The sequence below is a fragment of the Acinetobacter sp. YH12068_T genome (assembly GCF_024606005.1).
Taxonomy (GTDB): domain Bacteria; phylum Pseudomonadota; class Gammaproteobacteria; order Pseudomonadales; family Moraxellaceae; genus Acinetobacter; species Acinetobacter amyesii.
The window spans coordinates 2,856,375-2,881,780 of record NZ_CP094555.1; the positions used below are offsets into that span (position 1 = coordinate 2,856,375).

The 25,406-nt window shown below is 41.6% G+C and carries 22 protein-coding genes; 5 read left to right on the plus strand and 17 right to left on the minus strand.

Features of this window, described 5'->3' with window-relative positions; genetic code table 11:
- Nucleotides 1-32: 32 nt before the first annotated feature.
- Entirely contained in the window at nt 33-689 is a 657-nt protein-coding gene (locus tag MST18_RS13625; protein WP_078192760.1) for an HAD family phosphatase, read from the minus strand.
- Nucleotides 690-870: 181 nt separating this feature from the next.
- On the opposite strand from MST18_RS13625, the gene MST18_RS13630 reads away from it, so the two are divergent.
- Together MST18_RS13630 and ptsP are read left to right on the plus strand one after the other, a co-directional pair.
- Nucleotides 871-1,350: an RNA pyrophosphohydrolase gene (locus MST18_RS13630; RefSeq protein ID WP_078192761.1), complete on the plus strand. Its 480-nt coding sequence runs from the start codon at nt 871-873 to the stop codon at nt 1,348-1,350.
- 77 nt (nt 1,351-1,427) lie between these two features.
- A complete protein-coding gene (gene ptsP, locus MST18_RS13635) occupies nt 1,428-3,722 on the plus strand; it encodes a phosphoenolpyruvate--protein phosphotransferase (RefSeq protein WP_180101444.1) in 2,295 nt (764 codons plus the stop codon).
- Between the two features lies 1 nt (nt 3,723).
- Here ptsP and MST18_RS13640 read toward each other — a convergent pair whose 3' ends face one another.
- Both MST18_RS13640 and MST18_RS13645 read right to left on the minus strand, forming a co-directional pair.
- On the minus strand, nt 3,724-3,909 hold the full coding sequence (locus MST18_RS13640) for a hypothetical protein (RefSeq protein WP_180024481.1): 186 nt from the start codon (nt 3,907-3,909) through the stop codon (nt 3,724-3,726).
- A 193-nt stretch (nt 3,910-4,102) separates the two neighbouring features.
- Nucleotides 4,103-5,764, minus strand: coding sequence for an acyl-CoA dehydrogenase family protein (locus tag MST18_RS13645; RefSeq protein WP_180132707.1), 1,662 nt, complete (start codon nt 5,762-5,764; stop codon nt 4,103-4,105).
- Nucleotides 5,765-5,855: 91 nt separating this feature from the next.
- On the opposite strand from MST18_RS13645, the gene MST18_RS13650 reads away from it, so the two are divergent.
- On the plus strand, nt 5,856-6,464 hold the full coding sequence (locus MST18_RS13650) for a TetR/AcrR family transcriptional regulator (protein WP_180122000.1): 609 nt from the start codon (nt 5,856-5,858) through the stop codon (nt 6,462-6,464).
- A 625-nt stretch (nt 6,465-7,089) separates the two neighbouring features.
- Here the strand turns inward: MST18_RS13650 and MST18_RS13655 are convergent.
- Nucleotides 7,090-7,338, minus strand: a complete 249-nt coding sequence (locus MST18_RS13655; RefSeq protein ID WP_180132708.1) for a hypothetical protein — start codon at nt 7,336-7,338, stop codon at nt 7,090-7,092.
- 1,042 nt (nt 7,339-8,380) lie between these two features.
- On the opposite strand from MST18_RS13655, the gene MST18_RS13660 reads away from it, so the two are divergent.
- A complete protein-coding gene (locus tag MST18_RS13660; protein ID WP_111884100.1) occupies nt 8,381-9,901 on the plus strand; it encodes a catalase in 1,521 nt (506 codons plus the stop codon).
- Between the two features lie 81 nt (nt 9,902-9,982).
- On the opposite strand, the gene MST18_RS13665 is transcribed toward MST18_RS13660, so the two are convergent.
- The 9 genes from MST18_RS13665 to hcaE form a co-directional block, all read right to left on the minus strand.
- Nucleotides 9,983-11,038, minus strand: coding sequence for an MBL fold metallo-hydrolase (locus MST18_RS13665; RefSeq protein WP_180078123.1), 1,056 nt, complete (start codon nt 11,036-11,038; stop codon nt 9,983-9,985).
- 60 nt (nt 11,039-11,098) lie between these two features.
- Entirely contained in the window at nt 11,099-12,040 is a 942-nt protein-coding gene (locus MST18_RS13670) for a cation diffusion facilitator family transporter (RefSeq protein WP_180132709.1), read from the minus strand.
- A 230-nt stretch (nt 12,041-12,270) separates the two neighbouring features.
- Nucleotides 12,271-13,173 (minus strand): DMT family transporter, encoded by a 903-nt coding sequence (locus MST18_RS13675; protein WP_168377924.1) that lies wholly within the window; start codon nt 13,171-13,173, stop codon nt 12,271-12,273.
- A gap of 434 nt (nt 13,174-13,607) precedes the next feature.
- Nucleotides 13,608-14,843, minus strand: coding sequence for a 3-phenylpropionate/cinnamic acid dioxygenase ferredoxin--NAD(+) reductase subunit (gene hcaD / locus MST18_RS13680; RefSeq protein ID WP_180132710.1), 1,236 nt, complete (start codon nt 14,841-14,843; stop codon nt 13,608-13,610).
- A gap of 11 nt (nt 14,844-14,854) precedes the next feature.
- Nucleotides 14,855-15,817 carry a 3-carboxyethylcatechol 2,3-dioxygenase gene (locus MST18_RS13685; RefSeq protein ID WP_180132711.1) on the minus strand — a complete coding sequence of 321 codons (963 nt, stop codon included), beginning with the start codon at nt 15,815-15,817 and terminating at the stop codon, nt 14,855-14,857.
- Nucleotides 15,818-15,882: 65 nt separating this feature from the next.
- Nucleotides 15,883-16,701 (minus strand): 3-phenylpropionate-dihydrodiol/cinnamic acid-dihydrodiol dehydrogenase, encoded by an 819-nt coding sequence (gene hcaB / locus MST18_RS13690; protein WP_078192772.1) that lies wholly within the window; start codon nt 16,699-16,701, stop codon nt 15,883-15,885.
- Nucleotides 16,702-16,703: 2 nt separating this feature from the next.
- A complete protein-coding gene (gene hcaC, locus MST18_RS13695) occupies nt 16,704-17,030 on the minus strand; it encodes a 3-phenylpropionate/cinnamic acid dioxygenase ferredoxin subunit (protein WP_067763933.1) in 327 nt (108 codons plus the stop codon).
- The gene (hcaF, locus tag MST18_RS13700) at nt 17,030-17,548 is read right to left on the minus strand and encodes a 3-phenylpropionate/cinnamic acid dioxygenase subunit beta (protein WP_067763936.1); all 519 of its coding nucleotides are present in this window, start codon (nt 17,546-17,548) and stop codon (nt 17,030-17,032) included. The genes hcaC and hcaF overlap by 1 nt, the downstream gene beginning before the upstream one ends.
- Nucleotides 17,545-18,912: a 3-phenylpropionate/cinnamic acid dioxygenase subunit alpha gene (gene hcaE, locus MST18_RS13705; protein WP_078192774.1), complete on the minus strand. Its 1,368-nt coding sequence runs from the start codon at nt 18,910-18,912 to the stop codon at nt 17,545-17,547. The genes hcaF and hcaE overlap by 4 nt, the downstream gene beginning before the upstream one ends.
- Before the next feature lie 278 nt (nt 18,913-19,190).
- Between hcaE and hcaR the strand changes: the two genes are divergently transcribed.
- Nucleotides 19,191-20,096 (plus strand): DNA-binding transcriptional regulator HcaR, encoded by a 906-nt coding sequence (gene hcaR, locus MST18_RS13710; RefSeq protein WP_078192775.1) that lies wholly within the window; start codon nt 19,191-19,193, stop codon nt 20,094-20,096.
- 407 nt (nt 20,097-20,503) lie between these two features.
- Here the strand turns inward: hcaR and MST18_RS13715 are convergent, their stop codons facing one another.
- The 4 genes from MST18_RS13715 to MST18_RS13730 all read right to left on the minus strand — a co-directional run bounded on the left by MST18_RS13715 (nt 20,504) and on the right by MST18_RS13730 (nt 25,389).
- Nucleotides 20,504-21,361 (minus strand): alpha/beta fold hydrolase, encoded by an 858-nt coding sequence (locus tag MST18_RS13715; protein ID WP_078192776.1) that lies wholly within the window; start codon nt 21,359-21,361, stop codon nt 20,504-20,506.
- Nucleotides 21,362-21,655: 294 nt separating this feature from the next.
- A complete protein-coding gene (locus MST18_RS13720; RefSeq protein WP_180132712.1) occupies nt 21,656-22,924 on the minus strand; it encodes an OprD family outer membrane porin in 1,269 nt (422 codons plus the stop codon).
- A gap of 537 nt (nt 22,925-23,461) precedes the next feature.
- Complete coding sequence (gene dmpG / locus MST18_RS13725; protein ID WP_111884105.1) at nt 23,462-24,481, minus strand: 4-hydroxy-2-oxovalerate aldolase; 1,020 nt, start codon at nt 24,479-24,481, stop codon at nt 23,462-23,464.
- 11 nt (nt 24,482-24,492) lie between these two features.
- Nucleotides 24,493-25,389, minus strand: coding sequence for an acetaldehyde dehydrogenase (acetylating) (locus MST18_RS13730; RefSeq protein WP_078192779.1), 897 nt, complete (start codon nt 25,387-25,389; stop codon nt 24,493-24,495).
- Between the last annotated feature and the right edge of the window lie 17 nt (nt 25,390-25,406).

The window sequence follows — 25,406 nt, forward strand, 5'->3', positions numbered from 1 at the left end:
CATCTCAAGATGCTTTTTTTTCATGTTCATCTTTAGGCTTGAATTGACCAGTCTTGAATGTCCCAACCTTGTTCTTTTGCTAGGACCTCTAAACGATCATCTGGATTGACTGCAATTGCATGATCCGCATATTCCAACAGGAAACGGTCATTAATCGAATCTGAATACGCCCAAGACTCTGTAACATCACGACCTTCTAACCATTGATTCAAACGGACTAATTTGCCCTTTTGATAGCACGGAGTATTAATTACTTTACCTGTATATTTACCATTCACAATTTCGGCATTGGTCGCAATGATTTCAGTAATGCCGAATTCACGAAAAATCGGTGCGGTAATAAAATCAGACGTTGCGGTGATCCCGACCAATTGATGCCCTGCATCTTGATGGCGCTGAATGGCAGCATAGCCCTCTGGACGCATTTGCGCACGAATAACTTTTTTCATAAACAACTGATGTAACTCAGTTAAGTAGGCATTGTCATGTTGGGTTAAAAACTCAAATACAAATTCGTTATAGGCAATCGGGTCAAGCTGGCCTTTTTTATAATCATCATAAAATTTGTCATTCATGGCACGATGACGAATTGGATCAACCAAGCCTTCATTGACCAAAAACTCCCCCCAAGAATGGTCTGAGTCGGTATTTAATAAGGTGTGATCAAGGTCAAACAGTGCCAATTTCATGAAAATACTCGTAAAAGCTGAAATTTAAGAAAAAAATTGTAAATCTATCTCCGCTAGTCGATAGAAATTCGTTAAGATCATAACAATTTTAACATTTTTACACTTTGCTTTTTCGAGATGGACACAGAAATAAACGTCCCCGCGAGCAAAGTCATAAATTACACAATATTTAGGTAGCCAAATGATCGATTCAGAAGGTTTCCGACCCAACGTCGGGATCATTTTGGCAAACGACATTGGACAAGTTTTATGGGCAAAGCGCATTGGTCACAATGCCTGGCAATTTCCACAAGGAGGTATCCAACATGGAGAAACCCCCGAACAGGCACTTTACCGTGAGCTGAGAGAAGAAGTTGGCTTACTGCCCGAACACGTCCAGGTGATAGCACAAACCCAAGGGTGGTTGCGCTATCGTTTGCCACATCGGTATATACGTACCGATTCAGCCCCCGTTTGTATTGGTCAAAAGCAAAAGTGGTTTTTATTGAAACTGACAGCTTCAGCACAGCATATTCAGCTTGATTTGTCAGATCCACCTGAGTTTGATCAATGGCAATGGGTCAGCTATTGGTACCCACTAGGACAAGTGGTGAATTTTAAACGCGATGTATATCGTAAAGCCATGGTGGAACTTTGCAGTCAGCTTCCACAAAAGCCGTAAAAATTTGCTGAATGGATGCAGATTTTTAGGATGAGTGTTGTTATAAATAAAGCAGAATAAATTTTGGAGCAGACACGATGTCGAACATGCAGCTGGATACATTAAGACGCATAGTCCAAGAGATTAATGCGTCAGCCAGTTTGCATGAATCTTTAGACATAATGGTCAATCAAGTGGCAGAAGCCATGCATGTGGATGTCTGCTCAATCTACTTGCTTGATGAACGAAACCATCGTTATTTACTGATGGCTTCTAAGGGTTTAAACCCTGAAGCCGTTGGGCATGTCTCTTTGCATACCAGTGAAGGTTTGGTTGGCTTAGTTGGACAACGTGAAGAAATCGTCAACCTTGATAACGCACCGAAGCATGAACGCTTTATGTATCTGCCAGAAACGGGGGAAGAAATTTACAATTCCTTCCTCGGTGTTCCGGTGATGTATCGCCGTAAAGTTATGGGTGTCTTGGTGGTTCAAAACAAAGAACCTCAAGACTTTAGCGAAGCTGCCGAATCCTTCCTCGTGACCCTATGCGCTCAACTTTCAGGGGTGATTGCCCATGCACATGCCGTCGGCAATATCGAAGTCTTTCGTAAGCCGAATAATCTGCCAGCGTACAAAACCTTCCAAGGCATTTCAGGTTCAGGCGGTATTGCCCTAGGTCGAGCAGTTATCCTATATCCACCTGCTGACTTGGCGTCAGTCCCTGATCGTGAAGCCGATGACATTAGTGAGGAACTCGAATTACTCGACAATGCCATAGACGCAGTTCGCCAAGAAATTCAGTCGCTTGATGAAAAAATGCAAGATGCCCTCATGGCTGAAGAACGCGCATTATTTAGCGTGTTCTTACGGATGCTCGATGCCAATGCCCTCCCCGCGGAAATCAAAAGTGAAATTCGCGACGGTAACTGGGCACAAGGTGCTGTTCGCATTGTCATTGATAAACACATTGCGCTCTTTGCACAGATGGAAGATGACTATCTCCGTGAGCGTGTTTCAGACTTAAAAGATCTGGGGCGTCGTATCTTGGCCTTTTTGCAAGAAGCAGATGCTAGTCACCGTGAAATCACCGATGAAAGTATTTTAATTGGTGAAGAAATTTCTACAGCTGCCTTGGTTGAACTCCCAGTCGATAAAATCGCAGCGATTGTGACCACTGAAGGTGCCATGAACTCACACATGGTGATTGTGGCGCGTGCTCTCGGCATTCCAACTGTGGTTGGTGTGACTGAACTGCCAATTAACACCCTCGATGATGTCGAAATGATTGTCGATGCACATCAAGGTCGTGTATTCATCAATCCACCTCGTCGCTTACGCACACGTTATAAAGAGATTCAAAAAGAAGAAGAGCAAATTGCCAAAGACCTAAAACAATACGAAACAAAAGATGCCATCACGCCAGATGGCGTCGCTGTTCGATTGTTTGTAAATACAGGCTTGATGATCGATGTAGTACGCGGTGTACAACGTGGCGCCAAAGGTGTCGGTCTATACCGTTCTGAAATTCCATTTATGCTGCGTGATCGCTTCCCAGGTGAAGAAGAACAACGGGCGATTTACCGTCAACAGCTCAGTCATTTTGCCAATAAACCAGTGGTGATGCGTACCCTCGATATTGGTGCAGATAAAGACCTACCTTATTTCTCGATTGAAGAAGAAAACTCTGCACTGGGTTGGCGTGGGATTCGCTTTACCCTCGATCATCCTGAGATTTTTTCAGCCCAAATTCGTGCCATGCTTAAAGCCAGTATTGGCCTGAACAACTTGCATATTTTGCTGCCGATGGTGACCAGTGTCAGCGAAGTCGAAGAAGCGTTGTATTTGCTCGATCGTGACTGGCAAGCGGTGCAAGAAGAAGAACAGGTGAAAATTACCAAACCAAAAATCGGCATCATGGTCGAAGTGCCGAGTGTGCTGTTACAGATCGATGAATTTGCTGAATTGGTTGACTTCTTCTCAGTGGGATCAAACGATTTAACCCAATATTTACTTGCGGTTGACCGTAATAACCCACGTGTTGCCAATGTCTATTCACACTCACACCCAGCCGTACTTCGTGCGCTGACTCGTTTGGTGCAAGAATGTCATAAATACGACAAGCCGATTAGTATTTGTGGGGAAATGGCTGGTGATCCACTCACCGCTATTTTATTGATGGCAATGGGCTTTAATACCCTATCGATGAGTTCGAGTAATATCCTGAAAGTTCGTAAAGCCATCTGCCATGTGCCGATGCCAGATGCAAAAGAGCTCTTGAATCGTGCCTTAAGCATGAATAATCCACTGATGGTGAAAAGCTTAATGGAGTATTACTTTAAGACTCATGGTCTAGGTGATATGGTGAAATCAGCGACACGAATAGTCAGTTAAATTATAAAAATACAGACCAATAAAAAGGGAGATAATCATTCGAATATCCCCCTTTTTTGTGCTTTGCATAGCCACGTTTTGCATTTTTCTTTCGATCTACAAAAGTTTGGCTTTTGTTAAAATCATTCATGTGTTTTGCCACGAAGTTGCGAACTTCAACTTCTGGCAGGACTTTTTTCTTTGCCATTTGCATTCACCTTTTGCCTATACAGCACCTTCGTGCTGTAGTGCATATATTGGTCTATTTTTAGATTTTTTCAAGCACTTTCCTATGGCTTTTTGATACAGCGTCGTTAGTCCCATGTCCATAAAAAATTGTTTTCCCACATTATTCCCATCTCCAAAACCCTCTCCCATTAAGAGAGGGAAATACATTGTATTTAACTTGCGAAAGCCCGTTCCAACAAACGCTCTACATCGACCATTTTGGCATCCAACATCCCCACCACTTGCCCGTGTTTAGCGCTATAACGGCTTTGAATAAAACCATTTGCTACATAATCAGGCGCATAGCGTTTCAATAACACCGCTTGTGCAAGTACCGTTAAACGACTGACCAAACTGCGCCCCATAAATTGTAAATCTTCAGGCGATTGATGGAACAACCTGAACAAGTCCTGCAATTCTGTTTGCAAGCTTTCATCTGTACTTGCTGTACTGGCCAAATCTTTAAACAGCACCTCAATAGATTCAGGATCACGCCCAATCGCGCGCAGCACATCTAGGCACATAACATTGCCTGAACCTTCCCAAATGGTATTCACAGGTGCTTCTTTAAAAATGCGCGCCATGATGCCGTTATCGACATAGCCATTACCACCAAAGACTTCCATCATCTCACCAGTTAGTTCGACTGCACGTTTACAAATCCAAAACTTAGCTGCTGGGGTCATAATGCGTTTCCATGCCACAGACAAGGCATCATCTGATTCATAGCACTGCGCCAAATGGAAACTGAGCTGCGTCGCTGCTTCACTCTCTAAAGCCAAATCTGCCAAAACTGCACGCATTAAGGGTTGTTCAATCAAATGTTTACCAAAAGCCTGACGCTGACGGGTATAGGCAATGCATTGCACCAAAGCTTGACGCAGCATGGCGCTCGAACCGACCGAACAGGTCAGACGGGTGTAATTCGCCATTTCAATAATGGTTGGAATGCCACGCCCTGCCTCACCAATCATAATGCCCCACGCATTTTTGAATTCGACTTCCGAGCTTGAATTACTGCGGTTACCGACTTTTTCTTTTAGGCGTTGCACCTGAATATTATTCTTCGTGCCATCTTCCAGCCAACGCGGTACAAAGAAACAGGCCAAGCCATCTTGTTCGGTTTTTGCCACCACCAAATGCGCATCACACATTGGTGCAGAGAAAAACCATTTATGCCCTGTCAGCAAATAAGCTTTGCCTCGTCCTGTTTCTGCCATAGGCACAGCTATAGTTTCATTAGCACGTACATCTGAACCGCCCTGCTTTTCAGTCATGCCCATACCGAGCCAAATCGACTTTTTCTGCGCAATCGGTACATCGCGTTCATCATATTCAGTCGATAGTAGTTTCTCTCCAATTTTGGCCCACAGTTCAGGTTCACGCTGAATGAGTGGAATACTGCCGAGTGTCATTGAATTTGGACATAAATTGCCGCACTCGACCTGACCTGCTAAATAAAAACGTGCTGCCCATTCCACCCATTTTGCCTTGGAATTTGGCTGATTAAATGGATGTGCATGGGTATCAAACTGGCGGTTGAGTCCCATCCATTTATGCCATGAAGGATGAAACTCGATAAAGTCAGTACGGCGGCCTCGCGCATCGAAGGCATGTAAAATTGGGGTATGTTTGTTGGCTAAAGCCCCATGCTGAAAGTATTCACTCGAACCTGCCACTTTGCCCATTTCGCATAAAGTCGGCTGATCATGGCTGCTGCAGCGTTTTAAGATTTCATGTAAAACCGTATCGCTTGAAAATAGATTGTAGTTTTCTAGTTCATCAAATTGGTTGCTGATTTGATGCGTCATCCATGGCTGTTCTAATGTATTCATCGTCTATATTTTCCACTTGTTCTTGTTGGCTTTTCATTTCAGTATAGAGAAAATTTAAAGCATAGACGTTCGGTTTTCAGCGCTTAACAATATGAAGAATTCAGCCATTCAGATACGGCGTAAGCCGCGTCAATCACGTGCAAAGCTCACGCAAGAGGCATTGCAAGAAAGTTTTGTTCGGCTTTTGCATGAGCGCCCTGCCGACAAAATTACCATTCGTGAAATTACCGACCTTGCAGGCGTTGGCTTAGGGACATTTTATGAATATTTTTCCAAGAAGGAAGATTTGATTGCGCTGACCATTCATTTACATGTGAAGCACAATGCCGAACAGATGAAAACTTATGCACAATCGCTGATGAAGTTATCCACAGATTTGGATTTTCAAGAGTATTTAAAGCAAATCATCCACTTCCAAATTGAGCAAATTCAAGCGCAGCAGTTTTTATGGTCACAGGTGTTTTTATTGGAACGGCGGATTTCAGATATTGAAAGTTACCGTAAAAGTTATGTCATGATGGTGCAAATGTGGCAACACATGCTTAAGCCTTTTATAAATAACGAGGAAAAGCTCAAGCCAATGGCTTTAAATATACAAAGAGTGTGTTATGGCTTTGTGTCGCAAAGCTTGTTGATCGTACCAAACTTTACTGAATGGGATGAATTAAAGCGAGATATAATTCATATGTTGCGCGATTAGACTTCGCGGACAAGTCTAATGACGTTTCAAATGCATCGGTGAATAAAATAAAGTCATGTTATTTACAAAAAAACCGGCTCTTAAACCAGTTATTTTAGATATTTAGGAAATTCATTTTTACGGTAGAAGAAAATCATTCATCACTTGGTTCATCCTTCAATAAAAGTGCTTTAGAAGTTAAGCTTTTATTGCCAGCTTACTTATCTCATTTATACGCCTTTGCAATGCTGGCCAGTTGTAAGCTCTTTAAAAATTCAGCCGTATATTTTGGACTATGGCCTAATGCACCCCGATGATAGCCATTTGGGATCGCCTGATAACTACTGGCAATTTTTTATTTGCACACTTTCTGGTAATAACTTTGAGTACCAAGGTGATCTACAAATGGTCTGCGGCGCCTTAAACAAACATCAGTGGTACGGTTAGGGTCATATATTCAATCGACTACCGTTTTAAATAGCTTAGGGATGGCCTTAAGTCTGAATTTTTTAAAAGATTGGCTGAGGCGCTTGTTTTAACTAATTTTTTAGTTCTGATAAACAACGTTTACGGGCCTGATTTAGTAAAGACTGCATATCTGGACTAACCTGTTGATCTACATTGATCGATCTGCTGCGGCTGCTCCCTACAACACGCTGGGGAAAAATGCCGCTACGTTGGTATCTGGGTTTGGATTGGTTTCTACGTATTCAGCAACACATTCATATTGATAACCAACCGGTGCCAAGGGTATTGCAGCTTTAAAATTTAATTCAAGGGCATCTTTTTGCTCCTGAGCTGCAACCGCAATCACAGCTGCACCACCTTGACTACGCCCCATCAGCATCCAGTCTTTACTAAATTGCCTCGGCTTCCAAGAATGCAATGCACGCACAGAATGCACCAAATTATAAACTTAACTGACTACATTCATATAAGGGTTCAGTTTTGGCTTACCCAGTCCTTATAATCTGTTGCAACCACTACATAGCCATGCCTCAAACAACTGTCGATTGCACCATCTATGACTAGTTGCAAACTATATACAGGCCCATTGTATAATCACTTGAAGGAGCACTTGTATCAGCCACACAGTCGTGCCATGTGCTCATGCCAATACGGTCCAGTCTTGTTTAAGTGCTTATCCTTTTGGGCGTAAAATATATCCCGAGGTCAAAATGGGTTCGCCATTAACCCCCTCAACTACGATATGCGATCACGTAAGGTTGCCTAGTATGTTGATATGATGTAGGAATCGATTCAAGCTGGAGTGACAACACCTGACCTGACAACAATAAAGATAGGTGTGCCAACTAGCATCACCCCATAAAGAATTTATTTACAATTTTCTAAAACAACTTAGACCACTTGCCAATATTTCTTCAGCTATATTTTTAGCTTATTTTAAGTATTAAATAATGTCTTTAATGTTGAAAAGCTCTGCAATATTAACAACATAAAAATGTCTTTCATTAACTAGAATCAGCTAAAAAACCTATATTAAGGCCAAAATCCATAATAAAAATATGCGTTTAAATATTTCGTCCTGTTCTACCTATCATAGCGATATATTTGAGTTTAATTCATGGATAAAATATTAAAACAAAATATATAAATAAATAATATAAATTCAATAACTTGATTCATCGAATTAACCATTTATTCAAAACTATTTTTCCATTTGTCAAAAGCCACAGAAAGCTTTAGAGTCAATAAGTATATAAAGATTTTTAAGCTTTTAACGGCTACAGTTTTATAACTTCTCTTCGATTGATTGCTGCTTGAAAAATTTTAGAATAAGAGAAAAACTGTTGTCACATTGTCACTTTAAAATGAATTAACAAAACGGTTAATGTCATGTGCTGTTGAGCGTGTTATCAATTGATAAGGTTATAACTCCCAACTTTAATACATGATTATAATAATGGAGATACTCAATGAGCGACGACGTTAAAAAATGTCCTGTCACCCACCTAACAACTGATGCTGGTGCTCCTGTTGTAGACAACCAGAACAGTATGACGGCAGGTGCACGTGGTCCTTTGCTTGCCCAAGACCTATGGCTTAATGAAAAACTCGGTAATTTCGTTCGTGAAGTAATTCCAGAGCGTCGTATGCATGCCAAAGGTTCTGGTGCTTTCGGTACGTTTACCGTGACTAACGATATTACCCAATATACCCGCGCTAAAATTTTCTCAGAAGTTGGTAAAAAAACTGAACTTTTTGCTCGTTTCTCTACCGTAGCGGGTGAGCGTGGTGCTGCAGATGCAGAACGCGATATTCGTGGTTTTGCCCTTAAATTCTATACTGAAGAAGGTAACTGGGATTTAGTTGGTAATAACACCCCTGTCTTCTTCCTACGTGATGCACGTAAATTCCCTGACTTAAATAAAGCAGTGAAACGTGATCCAAAAACCAATAAGCGTAGTGCAACAAATAACTGGGATTTCTGGACTTTACTTCCTGAAGCTCTACACCAAGTTACGATTGTGATGTCTGACCGCGGTATTCCAGATGGTTACCGTCATATGCATGGTTTTGGTAGCCATACCTTCAGTTTTATTAATGCTAATAATGAACGCTTCTGGGTTAAATTCCACATGCGCACTCAACAAGGCATTAAAAACTTAACCGATGCTGAAGCTGAAGCGATTATTGCCAAAGACCGTGAAAGCTCACAAACCGATCTGTTCAATGCAATTGAACGCGGCGATTTTCCAAAATGGAAAATGTACGTTCAAATCATGCCTGAACTTGATGCAGAAAAAGTACCTTATCACCCATTTGATTTAACCAAAGTATGGCCTAAAGGCGACTATCCGTTGATTGAAGTGGGTGAATTCGAACTCAACCGTAACCCTGAAAACTATTTCCAAGATGTTGAACAAGCCGCTTTTGCACCAAGTAACTTGGTGCCGGGCATTAGTTTTTCACCTGACCGTATGCTGCAAGCGCGTTTATTCAACTATGCTGATGCTGCACGTTATCGCGTGGGTGTAAACCATTACCAAATTCCTGTAAATGCACCACGTTGCCCTGTTCATTCCAACCGTCGTGATGGTCAAGGCCGTATGGATGGTAACTATGGTGCAACACCGCATTATGAACCAAACAGCTTCAGCCAATGGCAAGAGCAACCACAATACAAAGAACCACCATTGAAAATTACTGGTGATGCTGACTTGTGGGATTATCGTGAAGATGACAGCGACTATTTCAGTCAACCACGTGCATTATTCAACTTAATGAATGATGAACAAAAACAAGCATTGTTTAATAACACTGCTGGCGCAATGGGCGATGCACTCGACTTCATCAAATATCGTCATATCCGTAACTGTTACGCATGTGATCCAGCTTATGGTGAAGGTGTTGCAAAAGCATTAGGCTTAACTGTAGCGGATGCGCAAGCTGCTCGTGCAACTGATCCAGCTCAAGGTAATCCTGGCTTGCTTTAAGTTTTATCTTTGAATAAAAAAACCACCTTTTAAGGTGGTTTTTTCTTGGCATTAAATATTCCAATTACCTTCTATTAATCCTTAAACAATCAATTTTTTGCCTTCATGCATGGTTAAAAATGGATTCATTAACTTTGATGTTTTTCGCATTGCATGATGTAAGTCATGTTCAGGTTGGTCTCTAGCTTCATCAGTCAACTGAAAAGTCCGATAATGCATTGCCAATGAACATTTTGACTGTAAATCTTTATGCGCCTGAAAAGCTTCTTCGGGATTCATGTGCAAATATTTCATTAAACGACGTGGCTCATAAGCTCCAATCGGTAATAACGCTACTCGGGGTGCACCTAAGCGTGTATGGATTTGTTTGAAATGTGCGGCATAGCCCGTATCTCCAGCAAAGAAGAAATGTCCTGTACTATGCACGATGGAAAAACCTCCCCATAAGGCATGATTTTGATCTCGCCAACCACGACCTGAACCATGCTGTGCAGGCGTATAAACGATACGCAAATCTTCAAACATTTCCGATTGCCACCAATCAAGTTCAATGACATTGAAATGTGTGGGTAAATAATAAGCATTGCCTAAACCAGTATAAATCGGCATAGCAAATTGTTCATGTAACCAATTCAAGGTTGCTAAATCCATATGATCATAATGATTATGGCTCAGTAAAACCCCATGAATTGTAGGTAATTCTTCTAAGGCAATTCCTGCAGGACAAGCACGTCGTGGTCCAGTCCCTTGACGTGGGCCTGCATACTCCGCCCATACAGGATCGGTCAAAAAATTATATGGCCCAATTTGAATCAAAACCGTCGCATGTCCGACAAACCAAACCAACCAATCATCCATTTTAGCCAATGGCCGATTGTGCGGAATGCTACGCGAAGAAGCAAAAAACTGTTGGTATTCTTGCTCACGATCTACTTTCCATGTATCGCTTTTACGCGTCATGATCCATTTCAGCATATCTTTACGCGTAAACGCATCTGGATTTCGAAGGGTATTAAAGAATTTTTCCCCATTAAAATGGTCAGTTGCCAGATAATCAAATACAGGCTTCGTCCACGTATGTTTCATACAGCTTTTAGTTCTGATTTGAAACTGTGCTGATTGAGTTTTTTGATTCATGTGTATTTAAAATTCATTCACTATGCTGACAAACCTTGCAAAGTATTTAACCTCGCAGACCTATTGATCAAGACGACCTTTCATGCGCTCAAGCCAAACCTTCCGAGATTGAGGCTTGACAAAGAGTGCCACAATTTCAGGATGAAGCTGTTTAATTTGTGCTTCAATTCTGTTGACACAAGCTTCTATATCATCTGACGTTAAATTATCTTTAAATTCAAGACTCAAAGATGCCAAAACTTGATGTGCACCCATCTGCTCTGTTAACACCCCATTGGCAGAATGCACTGCTGGATCTTGCTCTGCAAGCATCAAGACATTATGCCTCAATTGTGGATCAGCAGTTTCTCCCATGAGCAATCCTTTAGTCTCACGTGCAAGTAAAATTGCTGAAATAGCGAGTACAACCCCAATTAGAATTGATGCCAGACCATCAAGCATTGGCATATTCAGCGCGTGTGATAAATAGATACCGATCAGGGCAATAAACAGACCAATCAGCGCTGCTGAATCTTCAAATAACACGGTAAATGTCGTCGGATCTTTACTGCGTCGAAATGCTTCAAAATAGCCCTGTTTCCCTTTGATTTTACGAAATGCTTTCAATGCCACAAACCAAGAGGTCCCTTCACACAAAATCGCAATACCTAATACGATATAGTTAATCATCGGATTTTGCATTTCTTCGGGGTGATAAATATGACTAATCCCTTGATAAATCGACACGATCGCACCCAAAGCAAAGACCATCAACGCCACAATAAAAGCCCAAAAATACAGCTCTCTCCCATAACCAAACGGATGGCGTGCATTTGCTGGCTGCTGCGATTTTTTCATACCGTAGAGCAGTAAGATTTCATTTAAAGTATCAACCACAGAGTGAATAGCTTCACTCAACATGGCCGAACTATTCGTGATATAGGCAGCGACAAACTTCACCAGTGCAATCGCTAAATTGCCGAAGAGCGCTGCATATACCACGATTTTGTTAGATTCAGACATTTAAAATTGTCCTAAATTTATTTTTATCAAACAGATCTATTTGATTTTATAGCTCATTCCATAGTACTCAAACTGACTGTAGCTGTTGTTTGTTATTTTGTTGTTTTTACACCAACTGTCGATTGTTTCGACAATGCCATCATGTTCCATGTGAAACACGCTCTTTAGCGCAAAGGGATAGAAAAAAAAGGAAGCCGCAGCTTCCTTATAATTCTGTAGATGTACACGGTTCAACGTACTTTATTAAAATATTGCTCGCGCCACTCTTTCCAAAAGTACATCACAATACCAAACATCACGACCACGATTCCAACAAAGGCATTGGAGCTAATATGTTCACTGTTCAACGTAGCTCCCAAAACCAATGCTATGACAGGTGTCATCACATTACTGAGTGACACCGTTGATGCGGCTAAACGTCTTATAAGCCAGAAGTAACACAGCATTGCCACAATGGATGACATGATCATGGTAAAGACAAATCCAATCATCGCACGGCCGCTTGGCAATTCGGTTGGAAAATGCTGCCAAATAAATGGAATAATGAGCATCGATCCTAAAGCAGAAACAATCAGAGAACCTGTTGCCTGAGACATCGGTTTTAACGGTGCGTTAATCTGTTTCACCCAAAAAATCGAACTAATATACGACACCATACTGATTAGCATCAGTACAACGCCAATTGGATTGACTTTGCTATCAGCAGAATCTGCAAAGACAAAAGTTAAACCACCCACTGCAACCGCCATACCCAACCACTGCAAAGCGACCAATTTATGTGTTTTTAAAATTACATGCCCAATCAAACCGGCAATTAAGGGTGAAAAACCAAAAATCAGTGCCATTAAACCAGAGGTGAGATAATTGGCTGCCAGATAAATAAATAACTGTGCGCCAATCAAATTCAAACTCCCTGCCACATAACTTTTTAATGAGGTTTCATCAAACGGCAAAGGATCACGCATCAATTTCAACAGAAACAGCGCAATAATAGATGCACCGAAGTAACGGATAATCAACACCCACATCGGATGTATTTCCTGCACACTCCACACAATCGCGAGCGGCGTCGTCGCCCAAATCAGTACCAAAAGAGCATATATACTTGCCGTCAGCGGCAGTGAAGATTTCATTTCATTCTCAAATTTGATTGTTCTAACGACTTAACCTGAAACCCACTATTCAGATCTGGAACTACTCGTAAGACCAGTAACTAATAAAGTTTAAGACCAATTATTGCTCTCCACTTTATCAACTAAATTGGAGGCGGTATGAATGCCACCCGATCGTTTGGGGTATAAGGACTTCTCTTCAAACGATCAATAATCTCCCCTAACCCGTCTTTAAAAAAAGAGGGGGAATCATCCAAACGAAATCCATTCTTCACAAAGACTACTCCCTCCTTTGAAAAAGGAGGGCTGGGAGGATTAAAACCGTTGAATAGAACTATATAAGCTAAAACTGTATACATGGACTACAAAATAGCTTTATAAGTGCGATGCTAAAACTAAAGACATAAAAAAACAGACCTACGTTACCGTAAGTCTGCTCCTCTTAGACATTCAGCTTACTTTACAAGTTTACGTAAATCTTGGCTTAAATCTAAATATTTATCCGCTTCAAACGCCGCATTCTTGCTAATCAATTTTTTCAAATGACGCATCTCTTTCGCAGCATTCACAGTGATACCACCCACGATTACACCATCAGTAACACCAAACAAAACAAATGATGATTCTGCAGCTAATTCAGGATTTACTTCGCCACGTGCAATCCATTCGCTTGCAGCCATATCACCCACAAATTGATAGTTGATATTCAATTGATCTGTCCAGAACCACGCTGGATTTGGGGTTGGATGTTCAACACCCATTACATGACGAGCAAAGATACCTGCTTGAAGATTGGCATTTTCCCAAGTTTCGACACGACGGTGGTTACCACAGTCACGAAGCTGAGTCGCAACATCACCCGCTGCATAAATATCTGGATGTGAAGTTTGGCAGTTATCATTCACTTTAATGGCAAAATCAACGTCTAAACCTGCATCAACCGCAAGTTGAGCATTTGGCACAATGCCAATACCGTAAACTACAGCATCTGCACGAAGTTCTTCGCCGCCTTCAAGCGTGATCACCACTTCTTCGCCATCAAGCTTACAGTCAGCAATAGAAGTCGAAAGACGAACATCTACACCTGCAAGACGTTGTTGAGCCAATAAGAATTCGCTCAATACGCGTGGAGATGAACGCCCCATCACCATTGGACCCATTTCAATCACGGTCACGATACAGTCTTTAGAACGTGCTGAAGATGCAAGCTCAAGACCAATCACACCACCGCCGATCAATACAATACGGCGACCCGCTTGTAATACAGGCACCAATGCTTGTGAATCTTCAAGGTTACGTAAGGTATAAACGTGTTTACCCAAAGCATCGAAATTCGGTAAACGGCGTGCTGCACCACCGGTTGCTAGAAGCAACTTGTCAAATGCAACAATTTCGCCATTTTTCAGTTCAACTGTTTTTGCATCGCTATGGATTTTCACAGCGCCATTGCCACGAATATGTTCAACACCGAGTTCTGCCAATTTTTCTTCTGACAGAATTTCGATTTTGGTCTCTTCAGGTTTTAGAATTACGTCTTTAGACAAAGGCGGACGTTCATAAGGAAGATGTGTTTCATCACCCACCAAAATGATTTTGCCTTCATACTTGTTCGCACGGAGTTCTAAAATGGCGCTAGCACCAGCTTGACCAGCTCCAACAATAACGATGGTTTCGATACCATTTTGGCTCATGGGTTTGTTCCTTATTTCAATTCTGCAGATACGATGCCGAAGCCCGCAATCCACTCACTAATATCTTCGTAGCAATGTGTAGTCATGTCGTATTCGCCCACTTCATGTAGTGCAGCAAAAGCAGCCATCCAAGAACGAACTTCTTGACCGCCACGACCGCCTTCAACACGAATTTCAGCTTCAGTCATCGCTTCAATGGCAGCAAAGTCAGTTTTGGCAAACGTCTCAAGCAATGCGCGATCCCATTCAGGGTTTAAAGGCACTGCGACAGAAGTATCACCCGCTGCGAGCTTTTGACCGACAGCAATGATTTTGCCTTGACGTATATTACGTGCCTCTTCAGTTGGGTTACGACCTGCAATCAGGAACTCTTCCACTTCTGGTGGAACTGAACCCATTTGCGGCGTTGGTGGATCATGAGACAAACCACCTGTACCCAAAACAAGTACACGTTCATTCTCTAAGTTCAATGATTTAATGAACTGACCGACTGCACGACCCAAAGCGACTGTACGCTTGGTTGTTGGCATCGGTGCAGCTGCACCATTGATAAAAATTGGAATCGTTGGATAACGATCAAGCTTGCCACCACAAAGGAAATGTAATGGTTGAGTCACACCGTGGTCTGCCTGCATACGATAAGAGTATGCAACATCGACACCTTCATCCAATACGCGACGAACCAGACTGATTGCTGTTTCTTCAGGCACATTGATGTGGTCATTGTCTTTACCATAATCCCAATCACCTGCTGCTTTGGCACGAATACCGACGCAGAAAGATGGCATGAGGTCATAGAAGAAACCATTGAAATGGTCTGGACCAAAAGTAATGATCAATGTTGGATTATAGTCTTCAACTTCTTTAGCAAGTTTGGCAAAAGTTTCGCGAACTTTTTCCTCTTTGTATTTCTCTTGCGGAGAAGCGAATTCCATTAGGGGACTGTGCGATGCACAAATAAGTTTAACGGCCATGGGTGACTCCTAAACGGAAGGCAGCCAAGACGGCTGCCGAGTAAGTCCTTTACGTATTTGGCGAATTAAATCTCGTCAAAGAAGCCAGCACGTGGTTGACGTAAACCACGGATACCCAGACCACATTCAGCATTAATTAAAACACCAGTTAATGGGCGGTTGTTTTGACGAGAAGCCAATAACACGTATGAACCAGTCATATCTTCAGGTTCGGGTAAGAAATTGAGCGGCATGCCGCGTGCAATCTTCTCAGGATCACGTGCATCGAGTAGACCGAGGTTTTCTTGGCCTAAAGAAGCAGCACCTTTGATGTTTACATTCATACCCGACGGAGCAACAGCGTTCACTCGTACTTTAGGCGCAAGCTCATAGGCTAATTCTTTCATGATCCCAACGCCAGCATGCTTAGACGCTGTGTATACAGGGCCTCCGCCTGCCGAATACAGTGCTGAGTTAGACAAAGTAAATATGATAGAACCTTCCGAAGCTATCAATGCATCAAGTGCAGCTTTGGCACCTAAGATGAGAGATTTGGTGTTAATACCCATAATCTCATCAAAAGCTTTCTCCAGCTGTTCACCCGATGTATTGACGATATCTGCGTAATGATCCCAGATACCTGCGTTTCCGACGAAACAGTCAAGTTTGCCATAATGTTCTACAGTTGCTTGAACTGCACGAACATTATCCTCATAGCTAGCTACATCTCCTGCGATCGCAAGCACGCGGTCACCAAAATGTTCTTTCAATGCATCAACTTTCGATTGAGAACGTTGAAGAACAGCAACTTGTGCACCTTCTTCTAAGAAACGTTCAACCAATGCCCAGCCTAAGCCTGAACCACCACCGGTAATAAGTGCAACTTCGCCTTGTAGCCAACCCATGATTACTCTCCTGCCATCTCTACGTATAAAGCACCATCTTCAACAATCACAGGGAATGTCTTGATAGGATCTGTTGCTGGTAAGCATAATGCTTGACCAGTTTTCAAACAGAATCGAGCCGAATGAAGTGGACATTCAACAGTGCCATCATCTTCAAGGTAACCTTCAGACATTGAAGCATTACCATGTGAACAACGGTCGTTCATCGCGAAAAATTCGCCATTGTTGTTGAATACTGCAAGCGCATCGATACCGTTAACGCCGCAATCTACTTTCAATGCTTCGCCTTCGTCTAATTCGTCAACTTGGCAAACAAAAATCTTATTCATTAGAAGAACACGCTCAGGTTATGTGAGTTGTAAGTCACCTGATCAAGGGTAATCTTACGGTTGAAGATTTCGAAACCTTGCTCAGTGTCAACTTTGCGGATCTTGTCGTGACGCTTACCACAGTAGATTGTTACATCTTTCTCTTTCTGGGTGCGGTACAACAAGTACGTTACGTAAACGTCGTATTCACCTTCAACTTCTGTCGCTTCAACAATCACATTTGAAACCATGTGTGTTGTACGTGAAGGAGGTTCTTCAGCCCAAGCCATACCTGTCTCTAAACGAGCTACACGGCGTTCCAACAAATCTTTAGTATCGTTAAATACCCAAGTTGTTGGCGGCTCAATCGAACGACGACGGTCACGTGTTTGCGCGTTTGGTGTTGTGCGTAGCGTATAAGAAATATCTTCCGCTAATACAGCTAACCAATCACGGAACTTCCAATCGTCCAGCAATTTTGCTTCACGATAAAGAAACTGACTAATTTGGTGATGGAGTTCTAAACTAATTTGACTCATTTCATAAGCTCCTTCTCATATTCGTCAGCCGCAGCTTCAACGTCTTCCCATTTTTCATGAATCAATAGGTCAGCCCAACGACGGTACATACCTCGTGCAGCTGTTTCTGAGAAAATGTAGTTGGTGATACCAGGGATACCATCTTCACGTACTTTCTCGTTACCTTTACCCATTTCCATAATGAGTTTGTTTTGACGGGCTTTATAACCACGTAAAACTTTTTGAATTTCAATCCAGTTTTCAGAGTCATCTTGCTCTAGGAAACCAGCAGGACCGAAGGCACGTGTTGCAGAACGTTCAAATGCTGCTTGTACATCTTCTGGCGCGTCCGCATCACAGATACAGAATGCCCATACTTCAGTTTTGTTTGGACCACGTGGGTGCCATACACGAAGCGTTGCAGTACCGTTCAACCAAGATAGTGTTGGGAACATAGTGTTGTGACCAGCAAGACGCAGTGCACGAGTTTCACCTAGGCGTTCTTTCACTTCTTCATACGTTTCACGGAAGTAGTTTGCTACTTCACCATCCACCCATACGTTTGCGTCTGGTTTCTCAGTGAAGAAGAAGCCTGAACCGTGACCACGTGAACCGTATTGGATCGCGTCTTTGGCAGTTTCCCAAACTGGACGGGCAGTTTGTGCAGCACCTAATTTCTTAGAAGATTCATCATCTGGTTTAGCACCAAGCACCTGAATCGCAGATGCATGAGAGAACAACGCGTGGTATTGGTCAGAAGCGAACTGTTCAGCTGCAAATTTCCAGTTACAGTCGATTTCCCATTTGTGTACACCACCAACGATCACAGTACCACCTTCACGACGGTCTACAACGCCGTCCAGGTACCAAGCGATATCGCCCATGTATTCTTCTAGATCTGGAGTTGTTTCATCCCAGCAGCCGAATACTAAGCCTTTGTATGATTTAACGCGGTTAACTTCTACCAGACCCCATTGCTCTTTACATGCACCATGTGGGTAAGCACGATCTTCAAGCGGGATATCTTTTAGAGAACCGTCAATACCGTATGACCAGCCGTGGTATGGGCAAGTGAACGCACGTGTATTACCACAGTCCGCGAAGCTCACACGCATAGAGCGGTGACGACATTGGTTTAAGAATGCTTTGATTGAGCCATCTTTTTGACGTGCCACGATGATTGGATCTTCACCCATATAGGTATTGAAGAAATCGCCGGCTTTAGGAATTTGGCTCTCATGGCATAGGAATAACCATGTACGACCGAACACACGTTCTAATTCAAGTTCGTAGATGTCTGGATCTGTATAGATAGATGGCGTGATACGTCCATTTTGTGCATCGACTAAAGCATCGATTTCGCGCACATCAATTTTTCCACTCATGAAAAGCTCTCCTGTGACCATAAGGCACAAAGTAATAGACTCAACTTTTCAACGATGATGGATTTTAGAGCGATATTCGGGAAATATTTATTTTGTTTTAATTAAGAGATTTTATGGATTATTACGGTAGATTTTTTTTATAGTATTTTTTTTAAATTACCGAGAACACCATTTATTTCGTGAATGGCAAAATAATCCTCACGCAATAGTTGTTTATAGATTATACTGAACGAACTTCTAAGTAAGACATTTTTTGGATTACTCCACGGGTTGATTATATGGAATTACGACACTTACGCTACTTCATTACTGTTGCTGAAGAACTCAATTTCAGTAAAGCTGCGTTAAAACTTTATACTGCTCAACCTTCTTTAAGCCAACAAATTAAAGATCTTGAAGAAGACGTCGGCGTAAAATTGTTGCACCGGACTAAACGCAAAGTTGAGCTCACAGAAGAAGGTGCCGTATTTCTAGAACAAGCACGTTTGACACTAGCTCAAGCAGACAAGGCCGTAGCGATGGCACGTCAGGTTTCACAAGCCAAACAACAGATGCTGCGCATTGGTTTTGTGCCTGTCGCAGAGATGAAAATCTTCCCATACGTCTTGCCAAATCTGCGTGTTCAAAACCCAGAACTCAAAATTGAATTACTTAGTTTAAATAATCGCGATCAGATGAAATTGCTGCAAAAAGGTGAACTAGATATCACTTTTACTCGCAATAACTTTCATAGCGACGAAATTGAAAGTCAGTTTGTACTACGTGAACCATTGATCTTTATTTTACCCAAAGATCACCCTTTAGCGAAGTACGAACGTATTCCAGTTAAAGCATTGAATGGTATTGATTTTATCATTCCTGCACGCGAACAATCAGGCACATTGCATGAAGCCATTTTAGACTTTGCTTCTAACCATGGCGTTCAATTTAATATCGTGCAAAAAGCCGACAATATCCTGTTTAACATTAACTCCATCGGCATGGGTTTAGGCTGCACGATCCTACCGGGATACATCGCGCCATTGACCATGAACAATACTGTCATTCGTCCTTTAGATGTCGAATTACCGTATCTAGACCTGTACGTAAGTTACCGAAAAACGGCGAGTTCTGTGGCTGTAGATAAATTCCTTGAACTGCTAACCAAAGTTTTTTATCTCGATATCAATCGCGAACAGCGTTAATTTTCGCCAAGTCATAATTTATAGATATAGCACCATTATTTTTGAAATAAATAATGGTGCTTTTTTTATGGCTAAAAAGTCGCTTTTTTAATCGTTTAAATGTTTTAATCGACGCATTTTATCTATCATGCATATCGACTTGATGGAAAATAACTTATAAATTTTAGTTTAGACATTGATAAAAATTGCTAAGAATAGCCGATTTACAACTTAAGTCTAATAAATAATTCCCCTTCCCCAACCATTTAGATGAGCTTATTTTATGCCTTTTTACTGATTTAGACCGTACACTGTCGACCCGATAATGAGAATAATACTCATTTAAAGTATTTCTTTCAAAAGATTTATATAAAAAAAAAGGATGGCAAAACCATCCTTTTTTTGAATTTCATGTCAGTGACAAGAAATTACACACCACGCGCTTTTAAATAATCTTTAATCACGGTGTTGAATTCTTCTGCTTTTTCAACTTGAGACCAGTGGCCACATTGGCTGAAAATATGCGCATCAGCATGAGGAACGGTATTCAAAATATCCCACGTACGAGATACAGGAATCACCACGTCTTGTACACCGTGAATCAACAATACTGGCACAGTAATGTCTTTCATTTTTTCAAAATCTAATGGGAATTCGAAACGGTCACGGTCACGTGCGCCAACAACATCCATCAAACGATTTGATGCATAGTCATTTGCAGCAGATGCAAAACGTACTTTTACCAATTCGTCTGTGATCAAGTCTTTGTTTACAACAAACATAGACAAGGTTTTCTTGATGCCTTCTTCGGTTAATACAGGGTTTGCATGTGCTTTAAGTGCTGCAGTTTGTTTAGCACCGCCTGTACCCATAGAAACGATACCCAATACACGTTCTGGATAGTCCAAAGCCATTTGGAATGCTAACCAGCCACCGAGTGAGTTACCCACTAACCAAGTTTTTTCAATACCTAGGGCATCTAACGTACGTACAGCGTGATCAACCCAAGCACGGATACCATAAGCAGTATTCGGTGCAACAACAGTTTGACCATAACCAATCGTATCGATAGCGATACAACGTGCTTGTTCACCAATTTGTGGAAGGTTTAACCACCAGTTTGCAGCAGCAGATACACCTGTACCTGAACCGTGTAAAAATAGAATTGGTGTGCCTTCACCCACTTCGTGGTAATGCGTTAATTCGCCTTCAGCAGTTTCAATCCATTTATCTTCTAAACCAAAGAATGAATCAGTTGTATAGTCAGGAATCTGAACAGTGCTCATACATGCTCCTCGTATTGCGTAGAGCTTATGTTTCAATCCATAGCGGATTTAAACACAAGGGGGACTCTTTTGGATTTTGTGGTTTTTACAGTCTCATATTACCTGTTCAGCCACTGCTAACTGATACATATTTACGATCATAAACAACAAATAGACTATAATTTAAGTTATTGTTTTTTAAATATATAACTCAAAAATATATCCATAAAATCTTTGAGGTATTTCTTTTTTAAATAACCCAGCAAATAAAAAGGGAAGCAATGAATCCACTTCCCTCTTTTTTATCCTGAGAAATTAGAACTTATAGGTATAAGTTGTCGCGACACGGTACTCTTGCAAGTCAGATTTGTAATCGAAATCGGCATCGATATACATTGCCTGGAAGCCTAAGCCCTTCAACTTACCTTCAGGCACGGTGTAGTTCACAATTAAGTTCAATTCATCTGACTTCTGATCTTTAAGACCAGCAATTTCTGCATCTGAACCTGTGAAATACACAGCAGTTGTATTTAAGCCTTTCACACCCATTTCTGAGAAATCATAACCATAAGTAAAGCCCCATGATTTTTCATTTTTTGCAGTAAATGTTGCTATACCCCAGTTGACTAAGTACGGCTGCGGCACCCATCCACCCAGTGTTGGGAATGCATTATCACCAAACATTTGTTGATAACCCAAACCAAAGGTATGCGAACCGTAATTCACTTTCGCACCAACCGATAACGCTTGGTTATCAATTTCGCCATACAGTTTGTCACCCGAATCTGAGTTGTCAAAATAACGGATATGGCTGTCTAACTTGACTTTTTCACCCAGTTTAGTTTTGTAGTTCGCACCTATATAGTGCTGTTGGTAGATATCCTGTACATCGGCATACCAGTAGCTACCACCAATTTCAGGCGTAAATTGGTGATCAATCCCCGCAATATACATCCCGTCAGATGCTGGACCGTTGTCAAAATGACCTATTTTTCCATTCGGCAGCTCTTTACCTGGTGAAAATAAAGTTAAATCACGGAACTGGTTATCATAACGATTATTAATACCGTCAATATAAGCCACGGTCAACTTGGTATCTTTCAGGTCTTTCGACTCCAGCCATGCACCGCTGTAAGTAGTCAGCAACTGACGTGATGGATCGAAAACCAACACTGGAGACACTGGTAATAACTCACCCACTTTCAACTCAGTTTCAGATACTTTGGCTTTAAGGGTCACGCCCACTTTACCAAAGTTATCTTTTGATTCTTTACCATCGTGCGGCAAGATCCAGTCTGGGTTTTTATCACGTGCATTAAGTTTAAATGCATGTTGAACCAAAAGGTCAGCACCCACTTGAATACCTGCACCAATATCTTGATACCCTGACTTGGCATCCAAAGTCACACCCTGTGACCATGAACCCCAGTTACCCGCCGGATTTTCTTTAATTTGACGGTCTAAGTAGAAGTTTTTAAATTTCAATTGTACTTGGCTGTCGTCAACAAAGTCCGCATAAGTTGCAGATGTTCCTAATGTTGCTGTCGCAGCAAGAATTGCTATCCATAAATTTTGACGACGCATGGCTTATTTCCCAGTAATCAAATTAAGCTATGGCACCATCATGCTCAACAATACCTTGGAAAAAAATCCGACTACAGTATTAAGGTTTATCAGGCTTTTGTACAACTTGAACTTTGGAAGCTATTTCTGCTTATTTTCCTTAGAGATTAAAACAATAACTCTTTTTTATCATTTAGAACGACAGATTAAATTAACCCCATGTTTTATTAACGTAAAATTTAAAGTTTTTTATTTTTCGCAATTACATACGCTGTATTAATTGCTTTTAAGTTTAATCAAAGTTTTCTACTGAGATTTATCCTTATTTAAGTTATAAAATTTAGCTATCACATAATATTTAATTTATATAATCATCAACAGCTTAAAGTTAAATTTTACTACTATGGCTGCTCGAAATCAGCCATTGGTTCGTAAGACTTTTCTTATTTCAATCCGCTTTCTATGCATCAATTCAATCTCAACTAAAAACCAAGCCCATATAGTCAGTTGAGACATAAAAAAAGCGCCCATTTCGGGCGCTTTTTGATTTAAAGCAAATTAAGCATTGGCTTCTTTTGCTTTAGACATGGTCAATGCCAAATCTTCGATCATATCTTCTTGACCACCAACAGTACCACGACGACCAAGCTCAAGAAGAATTTCACGCGCAGAAACGCCATATTTCGCTTCAGCACGTTTCGCGAATAACAAGAATGATGAGTAAACACCGGCATAACCTAAAGTTGCTGCATCACGGTCAGCACGGATCTGATGTGTCATCATTGGAATGATTAAATCTTCCGCAACATCTTGAACTTTAAACAAGTCCACACCTGTCTCCATTTGCATACGGTTGGCAACCGCAACAAACAATTCAAGTGGAGTATTACCTGCACCTGCACCTAAACCTGCAGAAGCTAAATCGACACGCGTTGCACCAGCTTGAACCGCTGAAACAGAGTTCGCAACACCCATACCTAAGTTATGGTGACCGTGGAAACCGATTTCGATCTCTGAAGCCAGGTTGGCACGTAAAATACCCACGCGGTCAGTCACGTCTTGAGGCAACATATAACCAGCAGAGTCAGTCACATAAATACAGTTTGCACCGTATGACACCATTTTGCTGGCTTCTTCCAAAAGTTTTTCAGGAGTTGCCATGTGCGCCATCATCAAGAAGCCCACAGTGTCCATGCCAAGTTTACGTGCAGCCGTAATGTGCTGTTCAGAAACGTCAGCTTCAGTTGAGTGCGTTGCAACACGAATGGTTGCTACACCAACATCATGTGCCATTTTCAAATGGTCAACCGTACCAATACCAGGAAGTAAAAGTGCAGATACTTTCGCCTGTTTCAGGTTTGGAATCACCGCTTTTAGGTATTCTTCATCGGTTGCTGCTGCAAAACCATAGTTCACAGAGTTACCGCCTAAGCCGTCACCATGCGTAACTTCGATTAAAGGTACACCTGCATCATCCAAAGCAGTTGCAATGGCAACCATTTGTTCAGGTGTAGTTTGATGGCGCATAGGATGCATACCATCACGTAAAGTCATATCATTAATAATAATCTTAGACATTTTGGTATTCCTTAAGCTTCAGCAGTGTTTAATACGCGTTCTGCAAACATTTCTGCAGTACGTGCAGCTGCCGCAGTCATAATGTCGAGGTTACCTGCATATTTAGGAAGATAATCACCTAAACCTTCAACTTCTAAGAAGATTGAAACACGGTTACCGTCAAATACAGGACCATTTACAAGTTTGTAACCTGGTACATATTTTTGAACTTCAAGAATCATCGCATGTACAGATTCAGTGATTGCTGCTTGATCTGGTTCACCTTCAACAAGACAGTGAACAGTATCACGCATCATCAGTGGTGGCTCAGCAGGGTTAATGATGATGATCGCTTTACCTTGTTTCGCACCGCCCACTTTTTCAATAGCGCCAGCAGTCGTACGAGTAAATTCATCAATGTTTTTACGTGTACCTGGACCCACAGATTTTGTTGATACTGTTGCAATGATTTCGCCATATTCAACAGGCTGAACTCGTGAAATCGCAGCAACCATAGGAATCGTTGCCTGACCACCACATGTCACCATATTGACGTTCGGAACTTCACCGGCATCCAATAACGCTTCTAAGTTTACTGGTGGTACGCAGAATGGACCGATTGCAGCAGGTGTTAAGTCAATCATTAACACGCCAAGTTCATTCAATTTACGGCTGTTTTCAGCATGAACATAGGCAGAAGTTGCATCAAATGCGATTTTAATGTCGTCTTCAATTACGTGTGCAAGTAAACCATCTACGCCTTCAGCAGTGGTTTTTAAACCCATTTTAGCAGCGCGAGCCAAACCTTCAGACGTCGGGTCAATACCAACCATCCATACTGGTTCTAAAAATTCGCTGCGTTGAAGTTTGTAAAGCAAGTCAGTACCAATGTTCCCTGGACCGATCAATGCACATTTAATCTTTTTCATGAATGTGTACTCTTAAA

Excerpts from the sequence above, each read along its gene's own strand:
- MST18_RS13630 (WP_078192761.1), top strand. The coding sequence starts at position 871 with ATGATCGATTCAGAAGGTTTCCGACCCAACGTCGGGATCATTTTGGCA.
- MST18_RS13665 (WP_180078123.1), bottom strand. The coding sequence starts at position 11,038 with ATGAATCAAAAAACTCAATCAGCACAGTTTCAAATCAGAACTAAAAGC.
- hcaF (WP_067763936.1), bottom strand. The coding sequence starts at position 17,548 with ATGAGTCAAATTAGTTTAGAACTCCATCACCAAATTAGTCAGTTTCTT.
- hcaC (WP_067763933.1), bottom strand. The coding sequence starts at position 17,030 with ATGAATAAGATTTTTGTTTGCCAAGTTGACGAATTAGACGAAGGCGAA.
- hcaB (WP_078192772.1), bottom strand. The coding sequence starts at position 16,701 with ATGGGTTGGCTACAAGGCGAAGTTGCACTTATTACCGGTGGTGGTTCA.
- MST18_RS13650 (WP_180122000.1), top strand. The coding sequence starts at position 5,856 with ATGAAGAATTCAGCCATTCAGATACGGCGTAAGCCGCGTCAATCACGT.
- hcaE (WP_078192774.1), bottom strand. The coding sequence starts at position 18,912 with ATGAGTGGAAAAATTGATGTGCGCGAAATCGATGCTTTAGTCGATGCA.
- MST18_RS13685 (WP_180132711.1), bottom strand. The coding sequence starts at position 15,817 with ATGGCCGTTAAACTTATTTGTGCATCGCACAGTCCCCTAATGGAATTC.
- MST18_RS13640 (WP_180024481.1), bottom strand. The coding sequence starts at position 3,909 with ATGGCAAAGAAAAAAGTCCTGCCAGAAGTTGAAGTTCGCAACTTCGTG.
- MST18_RS13660 (WP_111884100.1), top strand. The coding sequence starts at position 8,381 with ATGAGCGACGACGTTAAAAAATGTCCTGTCACCCACCTAACAACTGAT.
- MST18_RS13670 (WP_180132709.1), bottom strand. The coding sequence starts at position 12,040 with ATGTCTGAATCTAACAAAATCGTGGTATATGCAGCGCTCTTCGGCAAT.
- MST18_RS13720 (WP_180132712.1), bottom strand. The coding sequence starts at position 22,924 with ATGCGTCGTCAAAATTTATGGATAGCAATTCTTGCTGCGACAGCAACA.
- MST18_RS13625 (WP_078192760.1), bottom strand. The coding sequence starts at position 689 with ATGAAATTGGCACTGTTTGACCTTGATCACACCTTATTAAATACCGAC.
- dmpG (WP_111884105.1), bottom strand. The coding sequence starts at position 24,481 with ATGTCTAAGATTATTATTAATGATATGACTTTACGTGATGGTATGCAT.
- MST18_RS13675 (WP_168377924.1), bottom strand. The coding sequence starts at position 13,173 with ATGAAATCTTCACTGCCGCTGACGGCAAGTATATATGCTCTTTTGGTA.
- hcaR (WP_078192775.1), top strand. The coding sequence starts at position 19,191 with ATGGAATTACGACACTTACGCTACTTCATTACTGTTGCTGAAGAACTC.
- ptsP (WP_180101444.1), top strand. The coding sequence starts at position 1,428 with ATGTCGAACATGCAGCTGGATACATTAAGACGCATAGTCCAAGAGATT.
- MST18_RS13715 (WP_078192776.1), bottom strand. The coding sequence starts at position 21,361 with ATGAGCACTGTTCAGATTCCTGACTATACAACTGATTCATTCTTTGGT.
- MST18_RS13645 (WP_180132707.1), bottom strand. The coding sequence starts at position 5,764 with ATGAATACATTAGAACAGCCATGGATGACGCATCAAATCAGCAACCAA.
- hcaD (WP_180132710.1), bottom strand. The coding sequence starts at position 14,843 with ATGAGCCAAAATGGTATCGAAACCATCGTTATTGTTGGAGCTGGTCAA.
- MST18_RS13730 (WP_078192779.1), bottom strand. The coding sequence starts at position 25,389 with ATGAAAAAGATTAAATGTGCATTGATCGGTCCAGGGAACATTGGTACT.